This is a genomic window from Domibacillus robiginosus, assembly GCF_000966195.1.
GTDB classification, from domain to species: domain Bacteria; phylum Bacillota; class Bacilli; order Bacillales; family Domibacillaceae; genus Domibacillus; species Domibacillus robiginosus.
In genome coordinates this window covers 55412-77057 of the sequence record NZ_LAHL01000041.1, presented here as the reverse complement: position 1 = coordinate 77057, position 21646 = coordinate 55412, and the positions used below count along the sequence as shown (strand labels likewise).

Genomic DNA, 21646 nt, shown 5'->3' with positions numbered 1-21646 from the left:
ATGAATCGCTGCTTTTTCAGTGATTCTTTTTTCTTGCTAAAAATTCGGTCAATAATCTGTTTTCTAAAGCACATATAAAAAATGATATAATGGTTAGCAAAATTAGCTTTATTTAACAGCAGGAAAGGGTTGAAAGTTGTGAACCATTTTATTTGTGAAACATGTGGAATACAGTATGAGCTTACAGACGCTCCGCCCGAGAGCTGCATCATTTGCACTGAAGAAAGGCAATATGTAAATCCGAACGGACAAGTATGGACGACCATGGAGCAAATGATAGAAAAGGGCCGCTACCAAAATGAATGTTTGCTAGAAGAAGAAGGACTGTATAGCATAACCACAACGCCAAGCTTTGGAATTGGACAAACAGCTTATCTTATACAAAATAAAGGGTTCAACTTACTGTGGGATTGCTTAACATTACTTGATGAATACACTATTAAAAAAGTAAAGGAATTGGGCGGACTTCATGCAATTGCTCTGTCTCATCCCCATTATTATTCCAGCCAGGTTGAGTGGGCAGAAGTGTTCGATATACCAATTTATATTCATAAAGATGATGAAAAATGGGTTACGAGACCAAGCGAACGAATCATCTTTTGGTCTGGGGAAACACTTGAACTGACCAAAGAGCTTGTTCTTCATCGGCTTGGGGGGCATTTCGAGGGCGGTGCGGTATTGGAATGGAAAGAGGGCTGCGGCCAAAAAGGAGTATTACTTACAGGGGATATTATTCAGATAGTGCCAGACAATCGATGGGTAAGCTTTATGTATAGTTATCCAAACTTAATTCCTTTGCCTGCAGCAAAAGTGCAGGAAATTGCCGATACAGTAAAAGGGCTGAACTTCGACCGCATGTATAATGCATTTCATCGTGTTATAAAAAAAGACGCCAATGGAGCTGTTCAAAGGTCAGCCCAAAGATATATAGCAGCACTTAACGGCACTTTATTTCATACATAATGTTGTTCATGATATAAAAAGAATCCATTTTGATCAATATGTACAAAATGGATTTTTTTATTGGAAGTAATTTCTTTGTTATATAGCATCTGTGTTGATCGATGTTTTGTTCAAAGAAACATTTGTCAAAGCTTTTTCTGCCTGCAGGCACATAAAAAAACAAAGAAGGGAAAGCGGGGTGCATGACCAAACAACCAAGTAACCACCGTGAGAATAAACGGTAAAAAAGATAAAGCTGATGTTTAACAAGTAAAGTGAAAAAGCAAAATACATAATCATACATCCTTTATAAAAAAAAGCCGCCTGAGCCACATCCGTTTCTTCTCTGCAAAATATTTTATGATGAAGAGTAAAGGAACGTATAGAAGTTAAAAGAAAAGCAGCAAAGACAGGCAAAATATAAGCATATATATCAGGCTGCAGCAGACAAACGTACAAGCTGACTAAAAGAGCTAATCCGGCAAAGGTCAAAAAAGACGCTACATCATAAAGACCTGTATGTTGTTTGGAAAGGTTCATCATATTTCCTCCTTTTATAATCAGTTCGCTGTCTTTATATACTGTCCCATTTTAATCATGTTCATAACTTTGTCACATTTTCACAAACATTTTGATCAGGAAATCATATAGAAAAGAGGAAGTTGTTCATAAAAAGGCTGCCAGATCTACAGGCGGAGGAAGAAGGTCAAAAGCCTTTTTTATGATGTACTTTTACTTCTTAAATGGATAATAAAGAATAGAAGCAATAAATGAACAGAAAAGTGGATATAATGCAAAGAAAGCGCTTTTAAGTATTTGATGAGAGGAGGTTAAAAATGACTATAACAATCGATGAAGCACTGATTATTATTGATGAAGAGCTGCTAAATCAAAAGCCAGCCTGTTATAGGATCGAGCGCAAGGACCATTATCCTAAAGTAAGGGAAAATGACGTGCTGGTCAGTCTTGGCTGTTTAGCAGCTGAATTAAAAAAGACTGGTATTAGTCCTTTTCAGGATGCAGGCTATTTACATCTTTTGCGGCTGGCGGAACAAAAATTTGAAGTAGAGTTTCAATTTGGCGGTGTGAAGCTGCCAAAAGAAGTATAAGGCAGCTGTTATTTATTTTCGATGACCAGAAGAGCCTTTAAAAGGCCTGCTTTTTTCTTAATAATATAAAAAACAGGCCTATTACAACTGCTCCGTAGAGAAAAATCCAGCCAAATTGCCAGTAAAAAAGAGAAGGTATAGATGTGATGGTATCTTCCACACTCATCATATCTAAAGAAAGGTGAAGCGGCGGCATGAACCAAATGAACGCCTCAGGCAGTATCGATTTTTTCAGCGTCACGACTGCAATGGAGAGTACCAGCACAAAAAGAACACCCCACCATGTATTTTCTTTTTTTCTCACTATTCCCCTGGTAAAAAGAACACACAGAGAAATAGAAAGCGTAGCCAAGCTGAAGTGAGCTAAAAAGCCAAGTAGTCCATGTATGGGAGAAACAGATGCGCCAAATGTATCAAAAACGATCGGATAAGCGGTGGATAAAACACTTAAACAGAAGGCTATAAATAAGCAGACAAAAATCAAAGATACATGATAGAGTGTTTGACTTTTCGCGTGCATAAGTGTGATTTGCTGCTGTCCCATGTCCTCCGCATGAAAAATTGTGATGGTGAACCAGCCCATCAGCAAAAAAAGCATCAATGCAGTAAATGAATAGCTGGCTATGATCGGATTTGGCTTATAAGCGTAATTGACAACAAGCGTTAAAATGAAAAGCGTAAGCGGGGGGATATAGCGATGTGATCGTATGTAGCTGCTCCAATGATAACGTAGTAACCCTGTCATATTCGTTTGATCTCCTTTTTCGTTAAAACTGTTGATAAAAAGCTTCCTGACTGCGGCTTATTGGAACGAGCTGTTTAATCGACGCATCATTGTACAAAAGCTCTTTCAACACATGGTCGGTATATTCCTGGTGAACGATAGCTTCTATCTTATACAGGTCCTCTTCTAGAGGTGTTTTTTGTTGAATCATTATATATTTCAACAATACCTCAGTTAGTACCTGTGCAGACACCTCAAAGACCAGCCGGTTTTTGTAGTTTTCCGTGTTTTGTAAAAAGTTAGTTTCTTTCACCTCTCCGTCTTTAATAAGCAGCACCTTATCAGTTGCTTGTTCTAGCAGGTTTGTTTCATGACAGGTTAAAACAACACTGACTCCTTTCTTTTTTAATGTGACAAGCACTTCCTCCACATCTTTTTGTGCTTTTAAATCCAGCCCGGATAAGGGTTCATCCAATAGTAAGACATCGGTTTCAAGGAGCACCGCCTGCATGATCGTCACTTTCTGTTTCATTCCTTTTGAAAATGAATTAATCTTCATCTGACGAACGTCATCCAGCTGAAAAAGGTCTAGCAGCAGATCAATGCGGTCGAGGAGCTGTTGTTTACTTATCCCGCTGATCGTGCCCATGTGAAGAAGATATTGTTCAGGTGTAAAAGGAATAGAAGAAGGAGTCACCTCCGGCACATAGCCAATCTTTAAAGGCTGTTTGTGTTTAATAATACGGCCGCTGTCAGGCCGCGCCAAACCGCCAATGATCTTCAGCAACGTACTTTTTCCACATCCGTTTTTTCCTATTAAGGCAACAATTTGATTGGCAAGGATTGAGAGGGAAGCTTCCTGTATTACCTGTTTTCCTTTGAATTGTTTGGTAATGTTTTGCAGCTCCATAAGTGAATGCATTTGTATTCCTTCTTTCTTGAAGCAGCATCATTCTTGAAAAGTGAGAAGCTAAACAAGCAATCTTCCAGTGTAATTGTTTAATGTTTCCAGTTGTTATGAAGTTACCATGCAGAGAAATCATTGTCAATACCAGGTTTTTTCGGAGTTTTCGAAGCTCAAAATGAAATCCACAGTCTGTACACTGCGGATTTTTTAATTGGTAATATTGTTTATAAATTGCTCGGCCTTCATAGAAGCTGCACCCAAGCAGATGCGCTCTGGCTGAGTGTAGAAGATAGTAAAGCGTACCTTGTATCTATCCAGATATTCAATAGGGAAGAAAGTGTGTGTTTTACAGTGTTCAACACAAAAGGGTTAGATTCAATCAGCGGGTTTCTTAATATAATGGCTTCCGGATCAAACGTATTGATCACATTTACAGGTCCGATTCCCAGGTAGTGCCCGAAGTTCTTAAGAGACTGAAGAAGCAACGGATCATTTTGCCGAAGGCGGGAAGTGATATTTAAGCCGGTCATTTTAGCTGGATTAGCACGGGAAATAGGAGAATGATCCAATACCTTTTGTAAAAGGCGGCGCTTATTCATTCTTTCAACTAAGTTTTGATCTGCTATCACCAAGCCATTCACTAACTTTTTTATGGTTATTTTGTTTTTTGCTTGTTTGTATCAATAACAAAGTAAGTAAACTATAATCAATTTTCTTTTTATTACATAAATGTAATTTAGAGAGAATACATATCAAAGTTAAATGGCGCCTATTCACCGAGGAAACAGAATAAATGAGAAAGCCTGCCCATACATTGAATAGGACAAGTCTTTGTCTTACCCTGTCCATCTATCTTTCTAAATAAAGGATGATCGAATGCTTTTTCTTTTATTTGGAACAGCCGCTGCCTCTGTCATACTAGCCACTATTGCTTTATCCAATTATACAAAAGTACTGGGGAGCATGGCTTCACTTGGTGGAATGCTTATTGGCACTGTGTTACTAGCAAGCGCTACTACATTGCCCGAGGCAACAGCAAGTATTTCAGCGGTGTTGATGGGTAACCCGGATATTGCTATAGGGAATATGCTGGGATCTAATTTGTTTAATTTGTTGATTATCGCAGTGGCGGACTTATGGTATTGGAAAAGACGTGTATATCAATCTGTAAAGCAGGAGCATACGTATACCGCTGGACTCGGTCTTCTTCTTTCGGTTTTAAGTCTTCTGGCTTTAATGTGGCAGTCTGATTATGTTGTTTTTAGATTTGGATTAGACACATTGGCTATGATCTTTATTTATTTTGTAAGTATGTATTTCATTCGAAGAACCGTCAAAACATCCGTGCGTCGTACGGACTTAGATGATTCTTTCATCGAAACTGCTGGATCGCCACTCTCTTTCAAAAAAGCAATAAGCGGCTTTTTGGGCATGGCTTTTTTAATTACGGCAATGGGGACGACGTTGTCTTTTGTCAGCAATGAAATTGTAGAAGTGACAGGAGTCGGATCAAGTTTTATCGGCAGCTTTTTACTAGCAGCAGCTACCTCAATACCGGAAGCGATTACTGTATTTGCCTCTATGCGTTTAAAAAATATAAACTTAGCTCTTGGCTCTGTACTGGGCAGTAATATCTTTAATATCCTCATTCTGCTCGGATTGGATGCTTTTTATATGGGTGGTCCTATTTTCTCGCACCGATCGCCTGTTCATCAGGCTACGGCCGCTGCTATCTCAGTGTTATCCCTTGTTTTAGTGCTGGCGCTCAGGCGTAAAGAAGAAGTGTCTGCCGTAAACTATATTCTTCCGTCACTGCTAATGTTTTTTGGTTATTTTTACGCGTTTTACAAAATATTCCTTGAATAAAAAGAGGGCTTCCTACAGCTCTTTTTTGTTTTGCAGTCATTCACATTGCAGCCAAAAATCCACAGCAGATGTATGCAACATACATAAACTTGATGTTTCATTATAAGATAACATAACAATCATAGTGATTTCTGCTATTTTATCGCGATGGATTTATAGATCGCTGCTTTAGTCGTTAGTTCTTTTTTTAAAAGAAATACACATGATCAGCAGAGGAAATGGCCGTTTAAAACAAGATGCTTAAAACAAAAAGGAGCCAGTCAATATGATTTTGACTGACTTTTTTTTGTTTCAAATTTTCGAGAGGTTTTTAATTAAAGAAATATAAGGGTGGTGCTTAATTGATTTATATGCAGTCGGTCTGCCCAGAGAATAAAAAAGTTGTAGGTAGTTCCTTCCATCTCAACCGGTTTTGGATACCGGACGATCAAAGCCGCCTGACCGTTCATTTCAGGAGGCTGGTCTTCGGATGGGAAAATAAAGCATGCCTCCTGCTGTTGAATATTTGCCCCTACTAGTCGGGGGCTTGAACCGTATGGCTGCAGTGAATGAAATGCTTCGTCACGACAGATATCGTAAATGGACTTTTGTGAAGCAACAGCGGATATTTGAAAGAAACCATCCGGCCCTTCATAACGCTCATCGCTTACTCGTTTCCATGGGGATGGATACTGAATTTGCACATGATATACAGAATTCGTATATGTTTTTTTCGATGGAGGGCGTGATGAAGGGGACCACTGTAAAGCTGTAATAAAAGCCCCTTTTACAAGCTGGATCGGAACAGGATGCTTCAAATCGACCATCCACATTTCATTGGCCGTTTCCTCCGTGCTGCATCCTGATAGATAAGCGACTTTTCGACTGTCTGGCGACCATGTAACAGGAGTGGCAAAGCAATTCGAAAGAGCTTTTGTGTGGTCGTTTTCCCCCTGTTTTCCAGACGTTCGAATCAATGAAAAATACCCGGCTTCTTCAAAAGCTGTGGCACTGTATGCAATGGCTGATGAATCGGGGGACCATACAGGAAAATAATTTTTGGCAAGCGGACCGCCTTTTATTTCAAATATTCTGCCGGTAGATAATTCTAATGTGTAAATGAGGGAGATGCTTGCACCAGGAGTAGTAAATAAAACAAATGCTTCATCAGGAGAAAGGCGTACATAGTGAAGCGGACCGCCGGTATTCTGGGTAATTTGCCTCCTGCGGGACCCGTTACTTCCCATACGATAAAGCTGGCTCACTCCAGCTTCATCCGGTGCCTGAAATAGCAACTCTGTTCCGTCTGCGAGCCATTGAACGTCGGTTGCGCCAGGCTGGCTTATTTTTTGCGATTGATGAGTGGGAAAATGGTATAGGATAATTTGATTTTGGCTGGTGTAAGTTAATGACTGGCTGTCCGGTGACCAATTTACGTATATACTTACTTCTTCTTCAAATTGATCAATTCGGGAAATGCTTCTTTCTGTTAAATGAATTACGTATAGAATTTTATTTTTTCCCACGAAGGCGACTTTTTGACTGTCCGGTGACCAGAAAGGAACGGAAAAAGGCTCTCCCAGCCCTGTAGTCACTTGTAAACTTTCTCCGTTGTCCGGGTTATACAGCCATATGTCATACGTTCCTCCACGGTTAGATGTATAGGCAATAAAGCCTCCATCGCCGGGAGGAGCATAAGGAATCAGCAGCTTCCTTCCTGGAGCCACGGTATTAGAAGAGAGGTGATTTACTTTTTTGATAAGTTCTGGATTGCTGCGTCCACCTGTTGTAACGTTAAAACGTCTGCCAATTTCGAATAAGGTTTCTCCAGACTGCACTGTGTAATATGGAGTGCCTTGAGGAACCTTTAACAGTTGTCCAGCTTGAATGGCGTATGGAGGGCGAAGCTGGTTGGCTTCGATAATAAGGGATGGCGGGATACCGAAAAATTGAGCAAGGCCGAACACGCTGTCCCCTGGTTTAACGCGAACCTTATCAATACCAGGAGGAACAGAAAGCTGCTGGCCCGCATAAATCGTATAAGGTGCTGTTAAATGGTTGGCAGCAATCAGGGATTCTAGTGGAAGCTGCCAGCGCCTTGCAATCCTATACAGCGTATCTCCAGGGCGGACTGTATAAAAAAGCTGCATATTCGAACCTCCCATTTTTATAATCAGTTTAGTGTATTACGGAAACAGGAAAAAGTGCTTGTCTCCCATTACGCAGCATTTGTTAAGTCAAAAAGTTTTCCTGACGAAAGGCCATCCTTTGCTGCGCCTCGCGTTCATTTGATGAAACGCTCGAACTGTGAAAGCTGTTTGTGAATAAAAAGGGCTTTAAAAAGAAAAGTGGAGCTAGAAAAGGGGTATGAAAAAGAGATTCCAGCCAGAAAGGAAAGCTGACACAAAAAGGCTCAAGGAAGAAAGCGTGAATGATGAATTGACGCTGAAAGTGAGCGTTTGCGGACAGCTTGAACCGCTTATCCACTTAGGTAAGCGGTTTTTTAATGCAATTAGCTTCATCCTTTGAAAACATATTTTGCACAAGTTTAGCCCATACTACCGGCTACAAATGCGAAATTTACTCAAAGGGTGGTTTTTTAGTGCTGAAAATTTTGACTGTTCCATTTGCAGAAAGCAATATGAATGAATCGGTAAACTGGACGAATGAAAGAATAGAGCATTCACTCCCCACTTTTATCGTAACGGCCAATCCAGAAATCGTGATGAAAGCCAAAAAGGATTCAAATTTTCATGAAGTGATCTCATCTGCTGATATGATTACGCCAGACGGTATTGGAATTATTTATGCATCTAAAATATTAGGCCATTCATTGAAGGAGCGGGTAGGCGGATATGACATGCTGCACGCGCTGCTCCAGCACCGAGAAAGTACAGGCGTTTCTACAAAGCTTTTTTTACTTGGAAGTACAGAAGATGTTGTAACAGCAGCAGGTGAAAAATTGAGAGAAATGTATCAATATGTACAGGTTACGGGCACACACCATGGTTATTTCGAAACAGGCTCTGACGAAGAAAGCTTCATTGTAAAGCGTATCTCTCATGAAAAACCAGACCTTTTACTGGTTGGTGCGGGCAATCCAAAACAAGAAGAATTTATTTACCGATTTCGAAACGATCTTGGTGCAAGCGTGATGATAGGTGTCGGGGGCAGTTTTGATATTTTATCCGGCCGTATTTGCAGGGCGCCGGAGTTGTTTCGAAAATTAGGATTAGAATGGTTTTACCGGCTGCTGTGCGAACCGAGAAGAATGAAAAGGCAAATGGTCCTGCCTGTTTTTGCCCTTCAAGTGCTGGCAGAGAGAATACGCAATGGCAGTGCAGCAGCAGAGGTCAGCTCAACAAAGCAGCGGGTATAATGCATCCAATTTGCGGCCAGCTGCATGAAAAAAGATGACCTAAAAACTCTTTTAGAACCTGAATAAATGAATGAGATTATGTCGATAAAAATAAATAATCACAATCATGGGTGCAGGCCCTCTATGAATGAGGTTTTGTGGACAGAGGAACCGATGGTTAAGTGAAATTTTAAGTGAAAGGCTGGGGAGGTTTATGGTTAAAGCATCATGGATTTATAAAGCCATGAAGTTTACAAAAAGTCGTTCCTTTGACTATAATACAGACGGATTTTATGAAGTGCCCCGTAAGGAGAGTCAAGCAGCCAAGGCTAGAGTATCCGTGATTACACCTGTTTATAATGCAGAAAAATATTTAAGAAAAACAATTGATTCTGTTATCGGGCAGACGATGGGGTTTAAACATATTGAGTATCTGCTAGTTGATGACTGTTCAACGGATTCTTCAAGAGAGATTTTATTAGAATACGCGGCAAAATACAATAACATTCGAGCTGTTTTTTTGGAATGTAACACAGGTACACCAGGCCAGCCGCGTAATCTGGGCATTCAATTGTCTACCGCTGACTATATCACCTTTTTAGATGCAGATGACTGGCTTGAGCCGACAGGCTTGGAGGCTCTGTACCATATTCTAGAGAAAACAGGTGATGATTACGTAGTCGGAAGAACCATACAGTTAAAGTCAGACGGCTCTAAAATTGTAGGAGAGCACGAATCCTGTAAAGAACGAAGAAACATATCACCTTACTCAATTCCCCATATTTTTCAGCATTTAGGGCCGCGGGCAAGAATGGTAAGAGCAAGCGTCATTAAAGAGAATAAAATTGTATTTCCAGAAATGAAGTTTGCAGAGGATAAACAGTTTTTTATGGATGTATTAATTCACTGTAATACGATTTCAACGACAAAAGCACCTATCTATTATTTAAATCGGTTCGACGACAATAATGCTTCTCTTACAAAACAAACAAATATTATGCAAAAAACAGACAGTAATATAAAAGTGATTCATTATATTATTGATAAAAAGTTAGAGCCAGAAAAAGAAAAAATGCTGCTGAATCGATTATATGAATTTGATTCTATCACACGTTTGTTCAACACAGGCCATTTTCAAAAAACCAAAATAAAGGCACTTTATTATAATAAATTTAACGAGATACTAAAAACGACGGATGGGCTGCGTTACGACTTCTCTGATAATTTTTTTAATCCATTAAATAAAATAGCGTATGAGCTCTTTAAAGAAGGCAAAACGAAGCAGCTTGAAAAGCTTTTTGAGTGGGAGAAAAAAGAAAAGGTAAAAAATGTTTTAATTAAAAACAATCTTCCTTACCATGTAGCACCGTTCCTGGAAGAAAAATACCGATATATCCGAGTGCCAATGCTCGCGATTTTTAAAGAAGATCGTTTTGATGAAGACAAATACTGTCTGGAGTTTAAAGTATACGGTGATTACATTGATAACATTTCGGATGTGATCATTAGAGACAGAGAAAATGTAAATCTGGAATATTCCCTGCCTGTTCAGGTAAACAAAAACGGACACGGAAAGCTGGAAGTACCTCTTGAACTTTTAAATCAGCTTCCCTCGTCCGGCTATGCAATGTTTCTCCGTTACAATGACTATAACAAAATCAATATTAGAAAACTAAATGAAAATCAAATTCGTTATCAAAATCGTGACTTCAGCTTTTACACAACGATTTATTCAAATATGGGGTTAAAAGTGAAGTAAAGTAGAAAAACGAACCGGTTCAAGAAAACCGGTTCGTTTTTTGTTTTGGAAAGACTTTTTCGACTACTTTACGGGTTGAATCTCCGTGTTCTAAATAACAAAACTTTTCAAAAAAGGAATCCAGCTTTGCAGACGGCTGAAATCCCTCTGCCTGCATATCTTTAATTACTTGAATCATTTCTTCGGTTGTCTTCACCAATGGTCCGGGCGCCTCTTTCTCAAAGTCGAAATAAAAGCCGCGAAGATGGTCCCGGTACTGCTCAATATCGTATACGTAAAAGACCATAGGCCGCTTTAAGTTACCATAATCAAAAAATACAGATGAGTAATCCGTCACTAAAAGATCCGCCATCACATATAATTCCCGAATGTCCTCATGACGGGAAACATCGTAAGCAAAACCTTTATAGGCCGTTAAATCAAGATTTTCAGAAACCAAATAGTGAAGGCGAAAAAGAATTACAAATTCCTCACCTAACATTTTTTGCATTAAATCGAGGTCCAGCTGAATATCAAAACGGTATTTCCCTTTTCCATAAAATTGATTATCCCGCCAGGTAGGGGCGTATAAAATAACCCTCTTAGAAGAAGGGATACTATATTTGTCAGCCAGCTTTTGTTTTGTTTCTCCAGCAGCGTGATAATTGATAAAGTCATTTCGCGGATACCCGGTTTCCAATACATCCTTATCAAATTGAAAAGCTCTTCGAAAAATTTCGGTTGAATAAGCATTGGGAGAAATAAGATAATCCCAGTTCTGCGCTTCTTTAATAAAGTTTTTTTTGTAATTTTCGGCTGTTGTCCCGGGTATATATACTTCATCCATATCTGCAGCCAGTCGTTTTAATGGTGTTCCATGCCACGTTTGCAGGTAAGTCGTTTGTTTTGGCTTCGGAAGCCATACAGGCATTCGGCTGTTTGTGACCCAGAAGCGGGCACGCGGCAGAATAAAAAGCCATTTGAGTGAAAACCGGCGGACATAGCGCACATTCTTATCCTTAAATTGATCAAGGCACTTTTTATCAGCACTCCAATAAAAGGTATATGGATACTGGTGCTGTTTTAAATATTCATAAATAGCACGGGGATTGTCACTAAACTGTTTCCCTAAAAAACTTTCAAATACAATGACTTTTTTGCTGGAAGGCAGCTTTCCTAGCCAATAAAATGCATGTTTGTATACCTGTTTGATCATAGGATGTCTCTTTAAAAAGACGATGCCACTATTCATCTTGCCTTTTATATTCTTTTTGAAATTGTAAGGGTAAATGCTAATGATTAACTGCCTTGCTTTTGGTGCTGGAGCAAGAGTAATGGCTTTCTTTTGCCCATTCCTTTTTCGAATCAGCGTTCTTTTTGAAAAACGGGCAAACTTGACTTTGATGGGAGACGATGCTGACATGCTATTCCCATTAGCCTCAGAATATAAAATCTCTATTCGGCCTTTTAATCTGACCGCTTCATAGTCTCGGATAAACAGCTCTTTAATCGGTATGACTGCCTCGTAGTTAATTGAAACACCATGATTATGTTCGTTTAATGAGGAAAAGCGATTACCGATCTTTAAAGGTGCTTTATAAGCATACTCGTCTTCACTTGAAGACAATACCAGCATTCCTTTTAAACGACCGGGCTGCTTACTCCATGAAGGATGAAGAAAGCATCCTTTTATAAAGAGGTGATCTTTTCCGATAAACTGAATTTGTTCAGTCCGTACGATCAAACCAGGTGATTGTAATTTAAAAGAAATATTTCCCTGAATTGTTATAAAAGGAATCAGCATTTTGCCGTCTTTTAGAAAATAAAGCAGCTCTGGCTCTGTCATACTGGCGAGCCGTATTTTCTCCTGTGAAGGAGTCATAACATATACATCCCAGTCCTGTCCTTCCTTCAACAACTGCTCCAGGTCTTTTTCTGTTAAAGAAGCCTGCAGTATATTTTTGGGAGAGAAGGGAGCCGATAAAGAATATTCTTTCTTTTTTGCTGTATACCGTTCAATAAACAGCAGTGTCCAAACTTGACTAGCTAAAGCAGACTCGGAACATACAATCTGCAAAAACAAACCGTGATCATTGAAATTGATGGAATGCAAAGCACAGCGTTGACGAAATCGCTTTTTTATATTCAGGTATGATTCCCCCCGGCCTATAAATTTCTGCTTTTTAGTATGGACCAAAGGGATAAATATATACGCTGTACAAACCTTTGACAAACACCATTTCATCGACGAGTTTTTTATTCAATTCCACTAAAAAGAGCTGCATCCTTAATAGTTTTGCTCTTCTCCGAATAAAAACAAAGTTTTTTCCTTACACTAATAATGAAAATAAAACGTTCTTCTCATAAGTAAAAGGAGGGCTTGTATATGAAAAAGGTATTAACGTATGGCACCTTTGATTTACTTCATTTCGGGCATATAAATTTACTGAAACGTGCGAAGGCATTAGGTGACTATTTGATCGTCGGCCTCTCCACAGATGAGTTTAATAAAGGAAAAAATAAACAGGCTTATCACAGCTTTGAAAATAGAAAAAATGTAGTGGAATCGATCCGCTTTGTAGACGAAGCAATACCAGAAAAAAGCTGGGACCAGAAAATTGAAGATGTCATTAAACACGAGGTTGATCTTTTTGTAATGGGAGATGATTGGAAGGGACATTTTGATTTCCTTAAAGAATACTGTGAAGTCATATACCTGCCGAGAACCATTGGCATTTCTACGTCTAAAATCAAAAAAGATTTAAAGGTAATTCAAAATGGTTAGGGAGCTAGCCATTTTTCTTTTTCTTTTTCTTTTCAAATGCGTATTTTTCCTGTTTAATGTTTTATCCATTCAAGATAAAACGACCTTTGTAGTTAGTTTTGGTGATAATAGCCGGTACGTGCTGGATGAAATACGGCAGCAGCACATTTCTGCAAAAGTGGCTGTTCTTTGTAAAAAGAATAAGGTGCATCTCTTCAAAGACTGTCCTGATATTGATTTGGTTGTGTTTGGAATCAATCCATTTTACATGATCCGCTCTATATACCATTTAGCTACATCGCGGCATGTTCTGGTGGACAATTATTACGGATTTCTAGCCGCCGTTCACTTTAAAAAAAGTGTAGAATGCATACAATTATGGCACGCATCAGGGGCATTAAAAAAGTTTGGACTCCAGGATACATCAGTCAAACAAAGAAGCCGGAGAGCAAAAAAACGCTTTTTAAAGGTGTATAGCCGATTTCATAAGGTAGTGGCCGGCTCAGATCAAATGGCTCATATTTTTATCGAATCCTTTCACCTTCAAAAATCACAGATATTACCAACAGGCGTCCCGCGAACTGATTTCTTTTTTAATAAAAAATCTCTTTATAATGCAAAGCAAAGGATAACCGATCAATATCCGGTAATTCGGCATAAAAAGGTTATTTTGTATGTTCCTACATACCGGGATCATAAACTAAAGGATTTTGTACTTGGTCTGGATATCGGAAAAATGGCTGAACAGCTTGGAAACAATTATACGGTCCTTCTGCGGCTGCACCCTGCTGTCCAAAACAACCTTACTTTTGAAGAAAAGTATCTGGATTTCGTAGTGGATGTTTCTTCGGATCAATATGAGATTAATGAGCTGCTTGCGGTGGCAGATTTTTTAATAACAGATTATTCATCGATTCCCGTTGAATTTTCGCTTCTGCAAAAGCCGATGATTTTTTTTACATATGATTTAGAAGAATATCAACAAATCCGGGGAGTGTCAGAAGGGTTTGAACGGGATCTTCCGGGGCCTATAGTAAGGGATACTGCTTCGGTTATTCACTGTATTCAAGAGAATCGTTTTGATCTCGGAGCGATTCGCAGCTACGCAGAAAAGTGGAACGCGTATTCTAATGGCCAGGCCAGCTACAATATCGTCCGATACTTGTTTCCCGAAAAAAGTCTATCCCCCAAAAAAACAGCGCCTTAAGGCTACTTTTTATTTAAAGAAACGTTATACCTGTGCATGATTATTTTTATAATATGGTTTTTTGGGCAATGATGGTAACAACGTTATTTTGCGCTTAAAGGAAGGACCACCTGTTATGATAAAGTCACTGATTACCATTGCAAGGGAGCAGATGCATTCCTTTTATCTTATCTTGAGGCTTTCAGCTTTCGAGGTGAAAAGTGCTCATACTAATAACTACCTGGGACGGTTTTGGGAAATATTAAATCCGGTTATTCAACTGGCTATTTACTGGCTGGTATTTGGCATCGGTGTCCGAGGTGGACAGCAGATTACAATGGAAAATGAGGTCCGCGTTCCTTTTTTTATTTGGATGGTAACCGGCATGGTTGTTTGGTTTTTTGTAAACCCTGCTATTTCAAAGTCTTCAAAGTCCATTTATTCGAGACTTCAATTGATATCTAAAATGAGCTTTCCGATGAGCGCCATTCCTTCCTTTGTGATTATGGCTAATTTTTATACTCATTTAATGCTAATGGCGGTTGTTATCATTGTTTTACAATTTACGAGCTTTAAGCTGTCTGTATATTACATCCAGCTGCCTTATTTTATGCTGGCTACATTAATTTTTCTCCTGGCCCTGGCTCTGATTACGTCCACACTTTCAACAATCATCCGTGACGTACAACAAATCGTTCAATCTGTTTTAAGAATGATTTTGTACGTTACACCGCTTATCTGGCATACCGATCAGCTGGTGTTACAGGGCGTGGATCTAACATTTTTACTGAAAATGAACCCGCTTTATTATCTGGTAGAAGGGTACAGAGCATCGCTATTAGGAACGACATGGTATGTGACAGAATACGCTCCTTACACACTTTATTTTTGGTCTTTAATTTTGGTTATGCTGCTGGTTGGCTCTGCTTTACATGTGAAATTTAGAAATCGGTTTGTTGATTTCTTATAAACAGGATGTGAAACGTAATGAGTGAAACCGTTGTTGTACAAAATGTATGTAAAAAGTATAAAATGCACAAATCACCGAAAGAAAAGCTTTTGGATGTACTACTGCCGAAGGGATATGGGGAAGACTTTTATGCTCTTCAGAACATTTCGTTTACAGCGAATCAAGGGGATGTCATCGGACTTGTCGGGGTGAATGGTTCAGGAAAATCGACACTTTCCAATATACTAGGCGGTGTTATACCTCCAACCTCCGGAACGATTAAAACGGTGGGACAGGCTTCGATTATCGCTATCTCATCAGGGCTTAATAACCAGTTAACTGGCCGTGAAAATATTGAACTAAAGTGCTTAATGCTCGGTTTTAAGAAAAAAGAAATTCAAGAGATGGAAGCAGAAATTATTTCTTTTACAGATATCGGAAAATTTATCGACCAGCCCGTTAAAAAGTACTCAAGCGGGATGCGCTCCCGCCTTGGCTTTGCCATTTCCGTCACCGTTAATCCGGATATTCTCATTGTGGATGAAGCTCTTTCAGTAGGAGATCAGATCTTTGGACAGAAATCAAAAAACAAAATGTTTGAGTTTAAGCAAAAAGGAAAAACCATGTTTTTTGTCAGCCATTCTATGGGGCAGATCAAAGAGTTTTGTGACAAAGCCATTTGGCTGGAGTATGGGGAAATAAAAGACTTTGGGCCGGTGACAGAAGTGATTCCGGCGTATGAATCATTCTTAAAGAAACATAAGGCGCTGACTGCTGAAGAACAAAAAAAATTCCGTGAAGAAGTGATGAGAAAGCAAAGCGGATTAAGCATGACATAGTGTAGGGCAGGTCACAGGGCATATGCAACAGGAAAACAGCAGAAAAAACGGAGTAAATGATGTATTTACTCCGGATGTTGAAAGTTAATTAAATGCCTTCACCTTCATTATATATAGATCGCTGCTCCTGGCGTATGTGCTGGATTAATTTAATGGAACCGATAGCGGCAATTAAAGCACTTAAAATCACTACTAAGTTGTATACATCCACTTCTACAAGCAAATTAATGAGAAAGTAAGAAACAACAATCGAAAAGAGGGGAGAGATCACCCATATGAGCAGGATCCGTTTAATAATTCCTTTTTGAAACAATCCAAATCCGCTTTGAGCCGTTCCCACTCCGAGAATTCCACATGTTGTTACTTGGGTAAGCGGGATAGGGAGTCCAAATATTGAAGCTGCCACGACCAGAGAGCCTCCTGTAAATGAAACGGCGCTGCCTTCTAACAACGACATGGTGGTAATTTTCTTCGCATTTGTTTCTAGCACCTTGCTGCCCATTAACAGAGCTCCAATGGAAACAAACAGAGCTCCAAGCCAGAGGCCTTTTTCAGTAGAGATGATATTTGCGCCCATTAATGGGCCAACCGCGTTGGCTACGTTGTTCATCCCGGCAGAAAATGCTTCCCAGCAGCCCCCGACTACTAATAATATAGAAAGTCCTTTGGCCCATTTACCCTGTCCTTTCAGCTGAGGCCATCGCCTCTCTGCACGGGCAATGATTTTTCCCATACAAAAAGTAATGAAAAAAGAAGCGATAGGCACGATAATCCAAAATAGTAAGATAACCAGGAGCTTTTCAGTAAATAAGCTATGGTAGGCAAGGCCGACACCTACTACAGAGCCAACCGTCACCTCACTGGTTGACAGTGGAATACCGAGCAGGTTAGAGATAAATAAAGTAAGTGTAGCACCGAGCAGGATGATAACAACGACTTTAACACTTAAAAGGTCAGAAGGAATAATGCCCTCCCCGATCGTTTTGGCGACTTCTCCGCCGCCTAAAACAGCGCCTAAAAAAGCGGCCAGAGCAACTAAAACGAGTGCTAGTCGTTTTTTTATCGCATTTGCTCCGTAAGCAGCGCCCATTGAAGCAGCTGTTCCGCTGGCACCGATATTCATAGCAAAAAATAAAGCAATGGCAATGGCTGTATACGTTAATAACATATCTTATTCCTTTCTCCTATAATTAAATTATAGAATATCTCTTTTTAAAGTAAGGTTCATTTTCATGAATATTTAAATCTAAAACCTAGTTAACTAATTGGAATTATAGGTTTGTAACTCTCATTATAAATGTATTTTTTTAAAAGACAAAGGAAATTTTCCTGCCTCATAAAAAAAAGCTGCTGAATGCTCAGCAGTCTCGATCTTAAATGAACTTTTTTACCGTCTATACCATCGAGCGATAAAAAAATTCGTTTAATCGCTTATTTAAATAATAATCATTGTCAAATATCCACCTTTTTTAATAAAGGAGTTCTATTCAGTCATACATTCACAAAAAACTGGAAGCTATGTTCAATATGCTTCAAGTTTAGTGGAATTAAAAACAATTCTTGTTTTTATATAAGAATATTGTAATCATCTTCACACGCTCCCTTTCAAATATATTATAATAAACGCAAGAGTAAGCGCTGCCAAAGCTCGCTTATATTGGAAGTTAATCAAAGAATCTTGATGTTTTGGAGACACTGGTAGATGTACAGGCAATAAAAACTTTTTGATCAATATATAAATCTTTTGGCTCCTTTTACAAGATAAATTGACAGGATGAGCAGAGATGCTTAGTATCGGGTTTAAACCGAATGGTGCAGAGCTGCAATCAAAATGACTGGAGGAATTTGATGTTGCGACAAGCAAAAAAATTTATCCATACTCCGCCGGCAAATGGGTATCCCGAATGGAATAACAATCCAGAAATTTTTCAATTAAACCGACTTCCTGCTCATGCCACACTTATGCCGTACAAAACGATAGAAGAAGCACTGTTGTGCAATCGGACGGCATCCTCCTACTATTGCTCATTAAATGGATACTGGCATTTTTCGTTTGCAGAAAATTCAGATAAACGACACCGAGCATTTTTTGACCTGACATTTGATTATTCCACCTGGGAACAGATTCAGGTGCCAGCCCACTGGCAACTGGAGGGGTATGACTACCCGCATTATACAAATCTTCGTTACCCGTGGGAAGGAAAAGAAAACATTCAGCCGCCGTATGCACCTACAGAGTACAATCCGGTCGGGCAGTATATTCGTACATTTACTGTTTCTGAAGATTGGAAGGATCAGCCGGTTTATATTAGCTTTCAAGGGGTCGAATCGGCTTTTTATGTATGGATAAATGGAGAGCTGGCTGGTTATAGTGAAGATACATTCTCACCGGCTGAATTTGATATTACGCCATATTTGCAGAAAGGCGAAAACAGATTAGCGGTTGAAGTATACCGCTGGTGCGATGCAAGCTGGCTGGAAGACCAGGATTTCTGGCGAATGAGCGGGATTTTCAGAGATGTATACCTATATTCAACACCGATCAATCATATAGAAGACTTTTTTGTCCGGACTGAACTCGATGAAGCATATGAGGATGCAGTATTAAAGATAGATGCGACGGTGACCAATTATGATCAGGACAAGACCGGTCCACTCCAGTTCGAAGCCATCCTGTATGAAGAACAGCGGCTTATTTTTGAAAGCCCTTTAATTATAGAGGTCTCTTTTAATGAAGGTGGGCGGGCAAAAATATCAGGAGAAGCGTTTGTTCGAAATCCCAAAAAGTGGAGTGCAGAAGCTCCGAATTTATATACACTTGTGCTTATACTCCGTGAGAAAACAGGCGCTGTCATTGAAACGGAAAGCTGCAAAGTCGGGTTTCGTACTTTTGAATTAAAAGACGGCCTGATGAAACTAAATGGAGAACGAATTGTCTTTAAAGGTGTTAACCGGCATGAATTTGCTTCCGACAAAGGGCGTGCAGTGAGCTTGGATGATATGCTTTATGATATTAAACGAATGAAGCAGTTTAATATTAATGCAGTGCGGACTTCCCATTACCCAAATCATCCGCTCTGGTATGATTTATGTGACCAGTATGGATTGTACGTCATTGATGAAACAAACCTGGAAACACATGGAACCTGGAAGTACGGACAGAAAGAAGAAGGAACAACCATTCCGGGAAGCAAGCCGGAATGGAGGGAAAATGTACTTGACCGGTGCCGTTCCATGATGGAGCGCGATAAAAACCATCCATGTGTGCTGATCTGGTCGCTTGGAAACGAATCTTTTGGCGGAGATAACTTTCTTTATATGCATGATTTACTGAAACAAAAAGATCCATCTCGTCTCGTTCATTACGAAGGCACTTTTCATTACCGTAAGTCAGAAGCAGCTACTGATATAGAAAGTACAATGTACGTTATACCAAAAAAGGTTGAACAATACGCGCTCGAAGCAAAAAATAAAGAAGAAGCAAAACCGTATATTCTTTGTGAATACAGCCATGCGATGGGCAATTCATGCGGGAATTTGTACCAGTATACGGACCTATTTGATCAATACCCAATTTTACAGGGCGGCTTTATTTGGGACTGGCGTGATCAGGCATTAGAGGCAAAAACGGAGGAGGGTATTTGTTATTTAGCTTACGGAGGAGATTTCGGTGAAGCACCACATGACGGTAATTTTTCCGGCAATGGGCTGATTTTTGCAGATGGTACTGTTTCTCCCAAGTTGTATGAAGTGAAAAAATGCTACCAAAACGTAAAAGTGGAAGCGCTTAATTTGAAAAAAGGTCTTGTACACATTTCCAATCAATTTTTATTTACAGACTTAAACGAATATATCGTTCAATGGAGCATGATGATAAATGGAAGGACGGTTAAAACAGGTTTTCAGGAGGTGGAGTTGAAGCCCCAGTCATCACAGGTGGTCAGCATTATTGAATTAGCAGATCAAGCAGAAAATAAGACAGAGGAATTTATTATAACGATCAGTGTTTTACTGAAAAAAGGGACAATGTGGGCTGAAGAGGGTCATGAAGTCGCTTATGAGCAGTTTGTTATTCCTGCGGCCGCTCCGACAGTGAAAAAGCAGGCAGAAGGCAGGTCGTTTCAAGTGATTGAAAGCGAAAAAATTCTTTCTATTGAAGGAGATCATTTTGCCATTACGTTTAACAAGCTAACCGGTCATTTGCAGTCTTACCAGGCATACGGCCAGGAATTGTTAAAGTCCGCGCCGCAGCCAAATTTTTGGCGTGCAATGACCGATAATGATAGAGGCAATAAACTTTATGAGCGGAGCGGGACCTGGCGCAAGGCATCCGAGAAGCAAGAGCTCAAGTCACTTACATGTGATGTAGGAGAAACAGGGGTGGCTGTTCATGCTGCTTATCAACTGCCCGATGCTTCAAACTCCATGTGCCATATTCGTTACAGTGTGGAAAAAGACGGTGAAGTTTTAATTGAACAGGAGTTAATCCCGGGCTCTGATTTGGCTGAGATTCCGGAAATCAGCATGCTGTGGACAATGGAAAAATCATTTGAACAGCTGGAGTGGTACGGAAAAGGACCCCATGAAAGCTACTGGGACCGTAAGAAGGGAGCCAAGATTGGCATCTATAGCGATAAAGTGCAAAATCAAATGATTCCTTATTTGAAGCCACAGGAATGCGGCAATAAAACAGATGTCCGATGGGCAGCGATCACAAATGATCAGGGAGTGGGCCTGTTAGTAGAAGGAATGCCGGTTGTTGAAGTAAGTGCGCTGCCGTACACACCTTTTGAAATGGAAGAACATGACCACGCCCACAAGATGCCCGAGAGTGACAAAACGGTTTTACGTATTCAGTTTAAGCAAATGGGCGTAGGCGGAGATGACAGCTGGCAGGCAAGAACACATCCGGAATTTACATTATGGGCCGACCAAACTTATTCGTATTCATTTACGCTCAAAGCGATAAAAATATAAAAAACATTTTAGACGTATTTCTTTCGGGGAATACGTCTTTTCGTGAAAATGAACGCATCACCTTATTCAAATGTAAAATCCGATAAGATATCCAAGGCATTTTAAGGTGGCCTGCTGCAGAGTATGTAGATTTGTATTTTCTGCATCGTGATGATGAATTCCGCCTGGTAGCGGATATCCTTGAAACGATGAACGAGCTCATGCAAGAAAGGATGATCTGATACTTTGGCAGAGGGCAGGCCGGCTTGAAGCTGGTTGAAAAGCAAGTAAAAAGAATCCTGGATTAAAAATTTTTGCTCTCCGAATTT

The 21646-nt window shown here is 39.8% G+C and carries 17 protein-coding genes; 10 read left to right on the top strand and 7 right to left on the bottom strand.

Annotated elements, in window-relative coordinates; genetic code table 11:
- Window positions 1-138 precede the first annotated feature (138 nt).
- The gene (locus tag VP97_RS17975; RefSeq protein ID WP_050183489.1) at window positions 139-963 is read left to right on the top strand and encodes an MBL fold metallo-hydrolase; all 825 of its coding nucleotides are present in this window, start codon (window positions 139-141) and stop codon (window positions 961-963) included.
- A 78-nt stretch (window positions 964-1041) separates the two neighbouring features.
- Here VP97_RS17975 and VP97_RS17970 read toward each other — a convergent pair whose 3' ends face one another.
- The gene (locus tag VP97_RS17970; RefSeq protein ID WP_050183453.1) at window positions 1042-1482 is read right to left on the bottom strand and encodes a hypothetical protein; all 441 of its coding nucleotides are present in this window, start codon (window positions 1480-1482) and stop codon (window positions 1042-1044) included.
- Window positions 1483-1778: 296 nt separating this feature from the next.
- On the opposite strand from VP97_RS17970, the gene VP97_RS17965 reads away from it, so the two are divergent.
- Complete coding sequence (locus tag VP97_RS17965) at window positions 1779-2051, top strand: hypothetical protein (protein ID WP_050183452.1); 273 nt, start codon at window positions 1779-1781, stop codon at window positions 2049-2051.
- A gap of 37 nt (window positions 2052-2088) precedes the next feature.
- Here the strand turns inward: VP97_RS17965 and VP97_RS17960 are convergent, their stop codons facing one another.
- The 3 genes from VP97_RS17960 to VP97_RS17950 form a co-directional block, all read right to left on the bottom strand.
- The gene (locus VP97_RS17960) at window positions 2089-2796 is read right to left on the bottom strand and encodes a hypothetical protein (protein ID WP_050183451.1); all 708 of its coding nucleotides are present in this window, start codon (window positions 2794-2796) and stop codon (window positions 2089-2091) included.
- Between the two features lie 22 nt (window positions 2797-2818).
- Entirely contained in the window at window positions 2819-3697 is an 879-nt protein-coding gene (locus VP97_RS17955) for an ABC transporter ATP-binding protein (RefSeq protein ID WP_050183450.1), read from the bottom strand.
- Window positions 3698-3924: 227 nt separating this feature from the next.
- The gene (locus VP97_RS17950; protein ID WP_050183449.1) at window positions 3925-4311 is read right to left on the bottom strand and encodes an ROK family protein; all 387 of its coding nucleotides are present in this window, start codon (window positions 4309-4311) and stop codon (window positions 3925-3927) included.
- A gap of 247 nt (window positions 4312-4558) precedes the next feature.
- Here VP97_RS17950 and VP97_RS17945 point away from each other — a divergent pair, with 247 nt between their 5' ends.
- On the top strand, window positions 4559-5548 hold the full coding sequence (locus tag VP97_RS17945) for a sodium:calcium antiporter (RefSeq protein ID WP_050183448.1): 990 nt from the start codon (window positions 4559-4561) through the stop codon (window positions 5546-5548).
- 314 nt (window positions 5549-5862) lie between these two features.
- Here the strand turns inward: VP97_RS17945 and VP97_RS17940 are convergent, their stop codons facing one another.
- A complete protein-coding gene (locus tag VP97_RS17940; RefSeq protein ID WP_050183447.1) occupies window positions 5863-7677 on the bottom strand; it encodes a LysM peptidoglycan-binding domain-containing protein in 1815 nt (604 codons plus the stop codon).
- Window positions 7678-8129: 452 nt separating this feature from the next.
- Here VP97_RS17940 and VP97_RS17935 point away from each other — a divergent pair, with 452 nt between their 5' ends.
- Both VP97_RS17935 and VP97_RS17930 read left to right on the top strand, forming a co-directional pair.
- Window positions 8130-8906, top strand: a complete 777-nt coding sequence (locus VP97_RS17935; protein ID WP_050183446.1) for a WecB/TagA/CpsF family glycosyltransferase — start codon at window positions 8130-8132, stop codon at window positions 8904-8906.
- A 193-nt stretch (window positions 8907-9099) separates the two neighbouring features.
- Window positions 9100-10644, top strand: a complete 1545-nt coding sequence (locus VP97_RS17930) for a glycosyltransferase family 2 protein (protein ID WP_050183445.1) — start codon at window positions 9100-9102, stop codon at window positions 10642-10644.
- A 19-nt stretch (window positions 10645-10663) separates the two neighbouring features.
- Here the strand turns inward: VP97_RS17930 and VP97_RS23445 are convergent, their stop codons facing one another.
- Complete coding sequence (locus VP97_RS23445) at window positions 10664-12700, bottom strand: CDP-glycerol glycerophosphotransferase family protein (protein WP_172656808.1); 2037 nt, start codon at window positions 12698-12700, stop codon at window positions 10664-10666.
- A 309-nt stretch (window positions 12701-13009) separates the two neighbouring features.
- On the opposite strand from VP97_RS23445, the gene tagD reads away from it, so the two are divergent.
- The 4 genes from tagD to tagH all read left to right on the top strand — a co-directional run bounded on the left by tagD (window position 13010) and on the right by tagH (window position 16361).
- Window positions 13010-13408 (top strand): glycerol-3-phosphate cytidylyltransferase, encoded by a 399-nt coding sequence (gene tagD / locus VP97_RS17920; RefSeq protein WP_050183444.1) that lies wholly within the window; start codon window positions 13010-13012, stop codon window positions 13406-13408.
- Window positions 13401-14594: a CDP-glycerol glycerophosphotransferase family protein gene (locus VP97_RS17915; protein WP_050183443.1), complete on the top strand. Its 1194-nt coding sequence runs from the start codon at window positions 13401-13403 to the stop codon at window positions 14592-14594. Before tagD ends, VP97_RS17915 begins: the two co-directional genes overlap by 8 nt.
- Window positions 14595-14712: 118 nt before the next feature.
- The gene (locus VP97_RS17910; protein WP_050183487.1) at window positions 14713-15543 is read left to right on the top strand and encodes an ABC transporter permease; all 831 of its coding nucleotides are present in this window, start codon (window positions 14713-14715) and stop codon (window positions 15541-15543) included.
- A gap of 17 nt (window positions 15544-15560) precedes the next feature.
- Window positions 15561-16361, top strand: a complete 801-nt coding sequence (gene tagH / locus VP97_RS17905; protein WP_050183442.1) for a teichoic acids export ABC transporter ATP-binding subunit TagH — start codon at window positions 15561-15563, stop codon at window positions 16359-16361.
- Between the two features lie 88 nt (window positions 16362-16449).
- Here tagH and VP97_RS17900 read toward each other — a convergent pair whose 3' ends face one another.
- A complete protein-coding gene (locus VP97_RS17900) occupies window positions 16450-17529 on the bottom strand; it encodes a sulfate permease (protein ID WP_050183441.1) in 1080 nt (359 codons plus the stop codon).
- 680 nt (window positions 17530-18209) lie between these two features.
- Here VP97_RS17900 and lacZ point away from each other — a divergent pair.
- The gene (lacZ, locus tag VP97_RS17895; protein WP_050183440.1) at window positions 18210-21338 is read left to right on the top strand and encodes a beta-galactosidase, LacZ type; all 3129 of its coding nucleotides are present in this window, start codon (window positions 18210-18212) and stop codon (window positions 21336-21338) included.
- The last annotated feature ends 308 nt before the right edge of the window (window positions 21339-21646 follow it).

Coding starts and splice junctions, on each gene's coding strand:
- VP97_RS17970 (WP_050183453.1), bottom strand. CDS start 1,482: ATGAACCTTTCCAAACAACATACAGGTCTTTATGATGTAGCGTCTTTT.
- VP97_RS17965 (WP_050183452.1), top strand. CDS start 1,779: ATGACTATAACAATCGATGAAGCACTGATTATTATTGATGAAGAGCTG.
- VP97_RS17960 (WP_050183451.1), bottom strand. CDS start 2,796: ATGACAGGGTTACTACGTTATCATTGGAGCAGCTACATACGATCACAT.
- VP97_RS17955 (WP_050183450.1), bottom strand. CDS start 3,697: ATGCATTCACTTATGGAGCTGCAAAACATTACCAAACAATTCAAAGGA.
- VP97_RS17945 (WP_050183448.1), top strand. CDS start 4,559: ATGCTTTTTCTTTTATTTGGAACAGCCGCTGCCTCTGTCATACTAGCC.
- VP97_RS17940 (WP_050183447.1), bottom strand. CDS start 7,677: ATGCAGCTTTTTTATACAGTCCGCCCTGGAGATACGCTGTATAGGATT.
- VP97_RS17930 (WP_050183445.1), top strand. CDS start 9,100: ATGGTTAAAGCATCATGGATTTATAAAGCCATGAAGTTTACAAAAAGT.
- tagD (WP_050183444.1), top strand. CDS start 13,010: ATGAAAAAGGTATTAACGTATGGCACCTTTGATTTACTTCATTTCGGG.
- VP97_RS17915 (WP_050183443.1), top strand. CDS start 13,401: ATGGTTAGGGAGCTAGCCATTTTTCTTTTTCTTTTTCTTTTCAAATGC.
- tagH (WP_050183442.1), top strand. CDS start 15,561: ATGAGTGAAACCGTTGTTGTACAAAATGTATGTAAAAAGTATAAAATG.
- VP97_RS17900 (WP_050183441.1), bottom strand. CDS start 17,529: ATGTTATTAACGTATACAGCCATTGCCATTGCTTTATTTTTTGCTATG.
- lacZ (WP_050183440.1), top strand. CDS start 18,210: ATGTTGCGACAAGCAAAAAAATTTATCCATACTCCGCCGGCAAATGGG.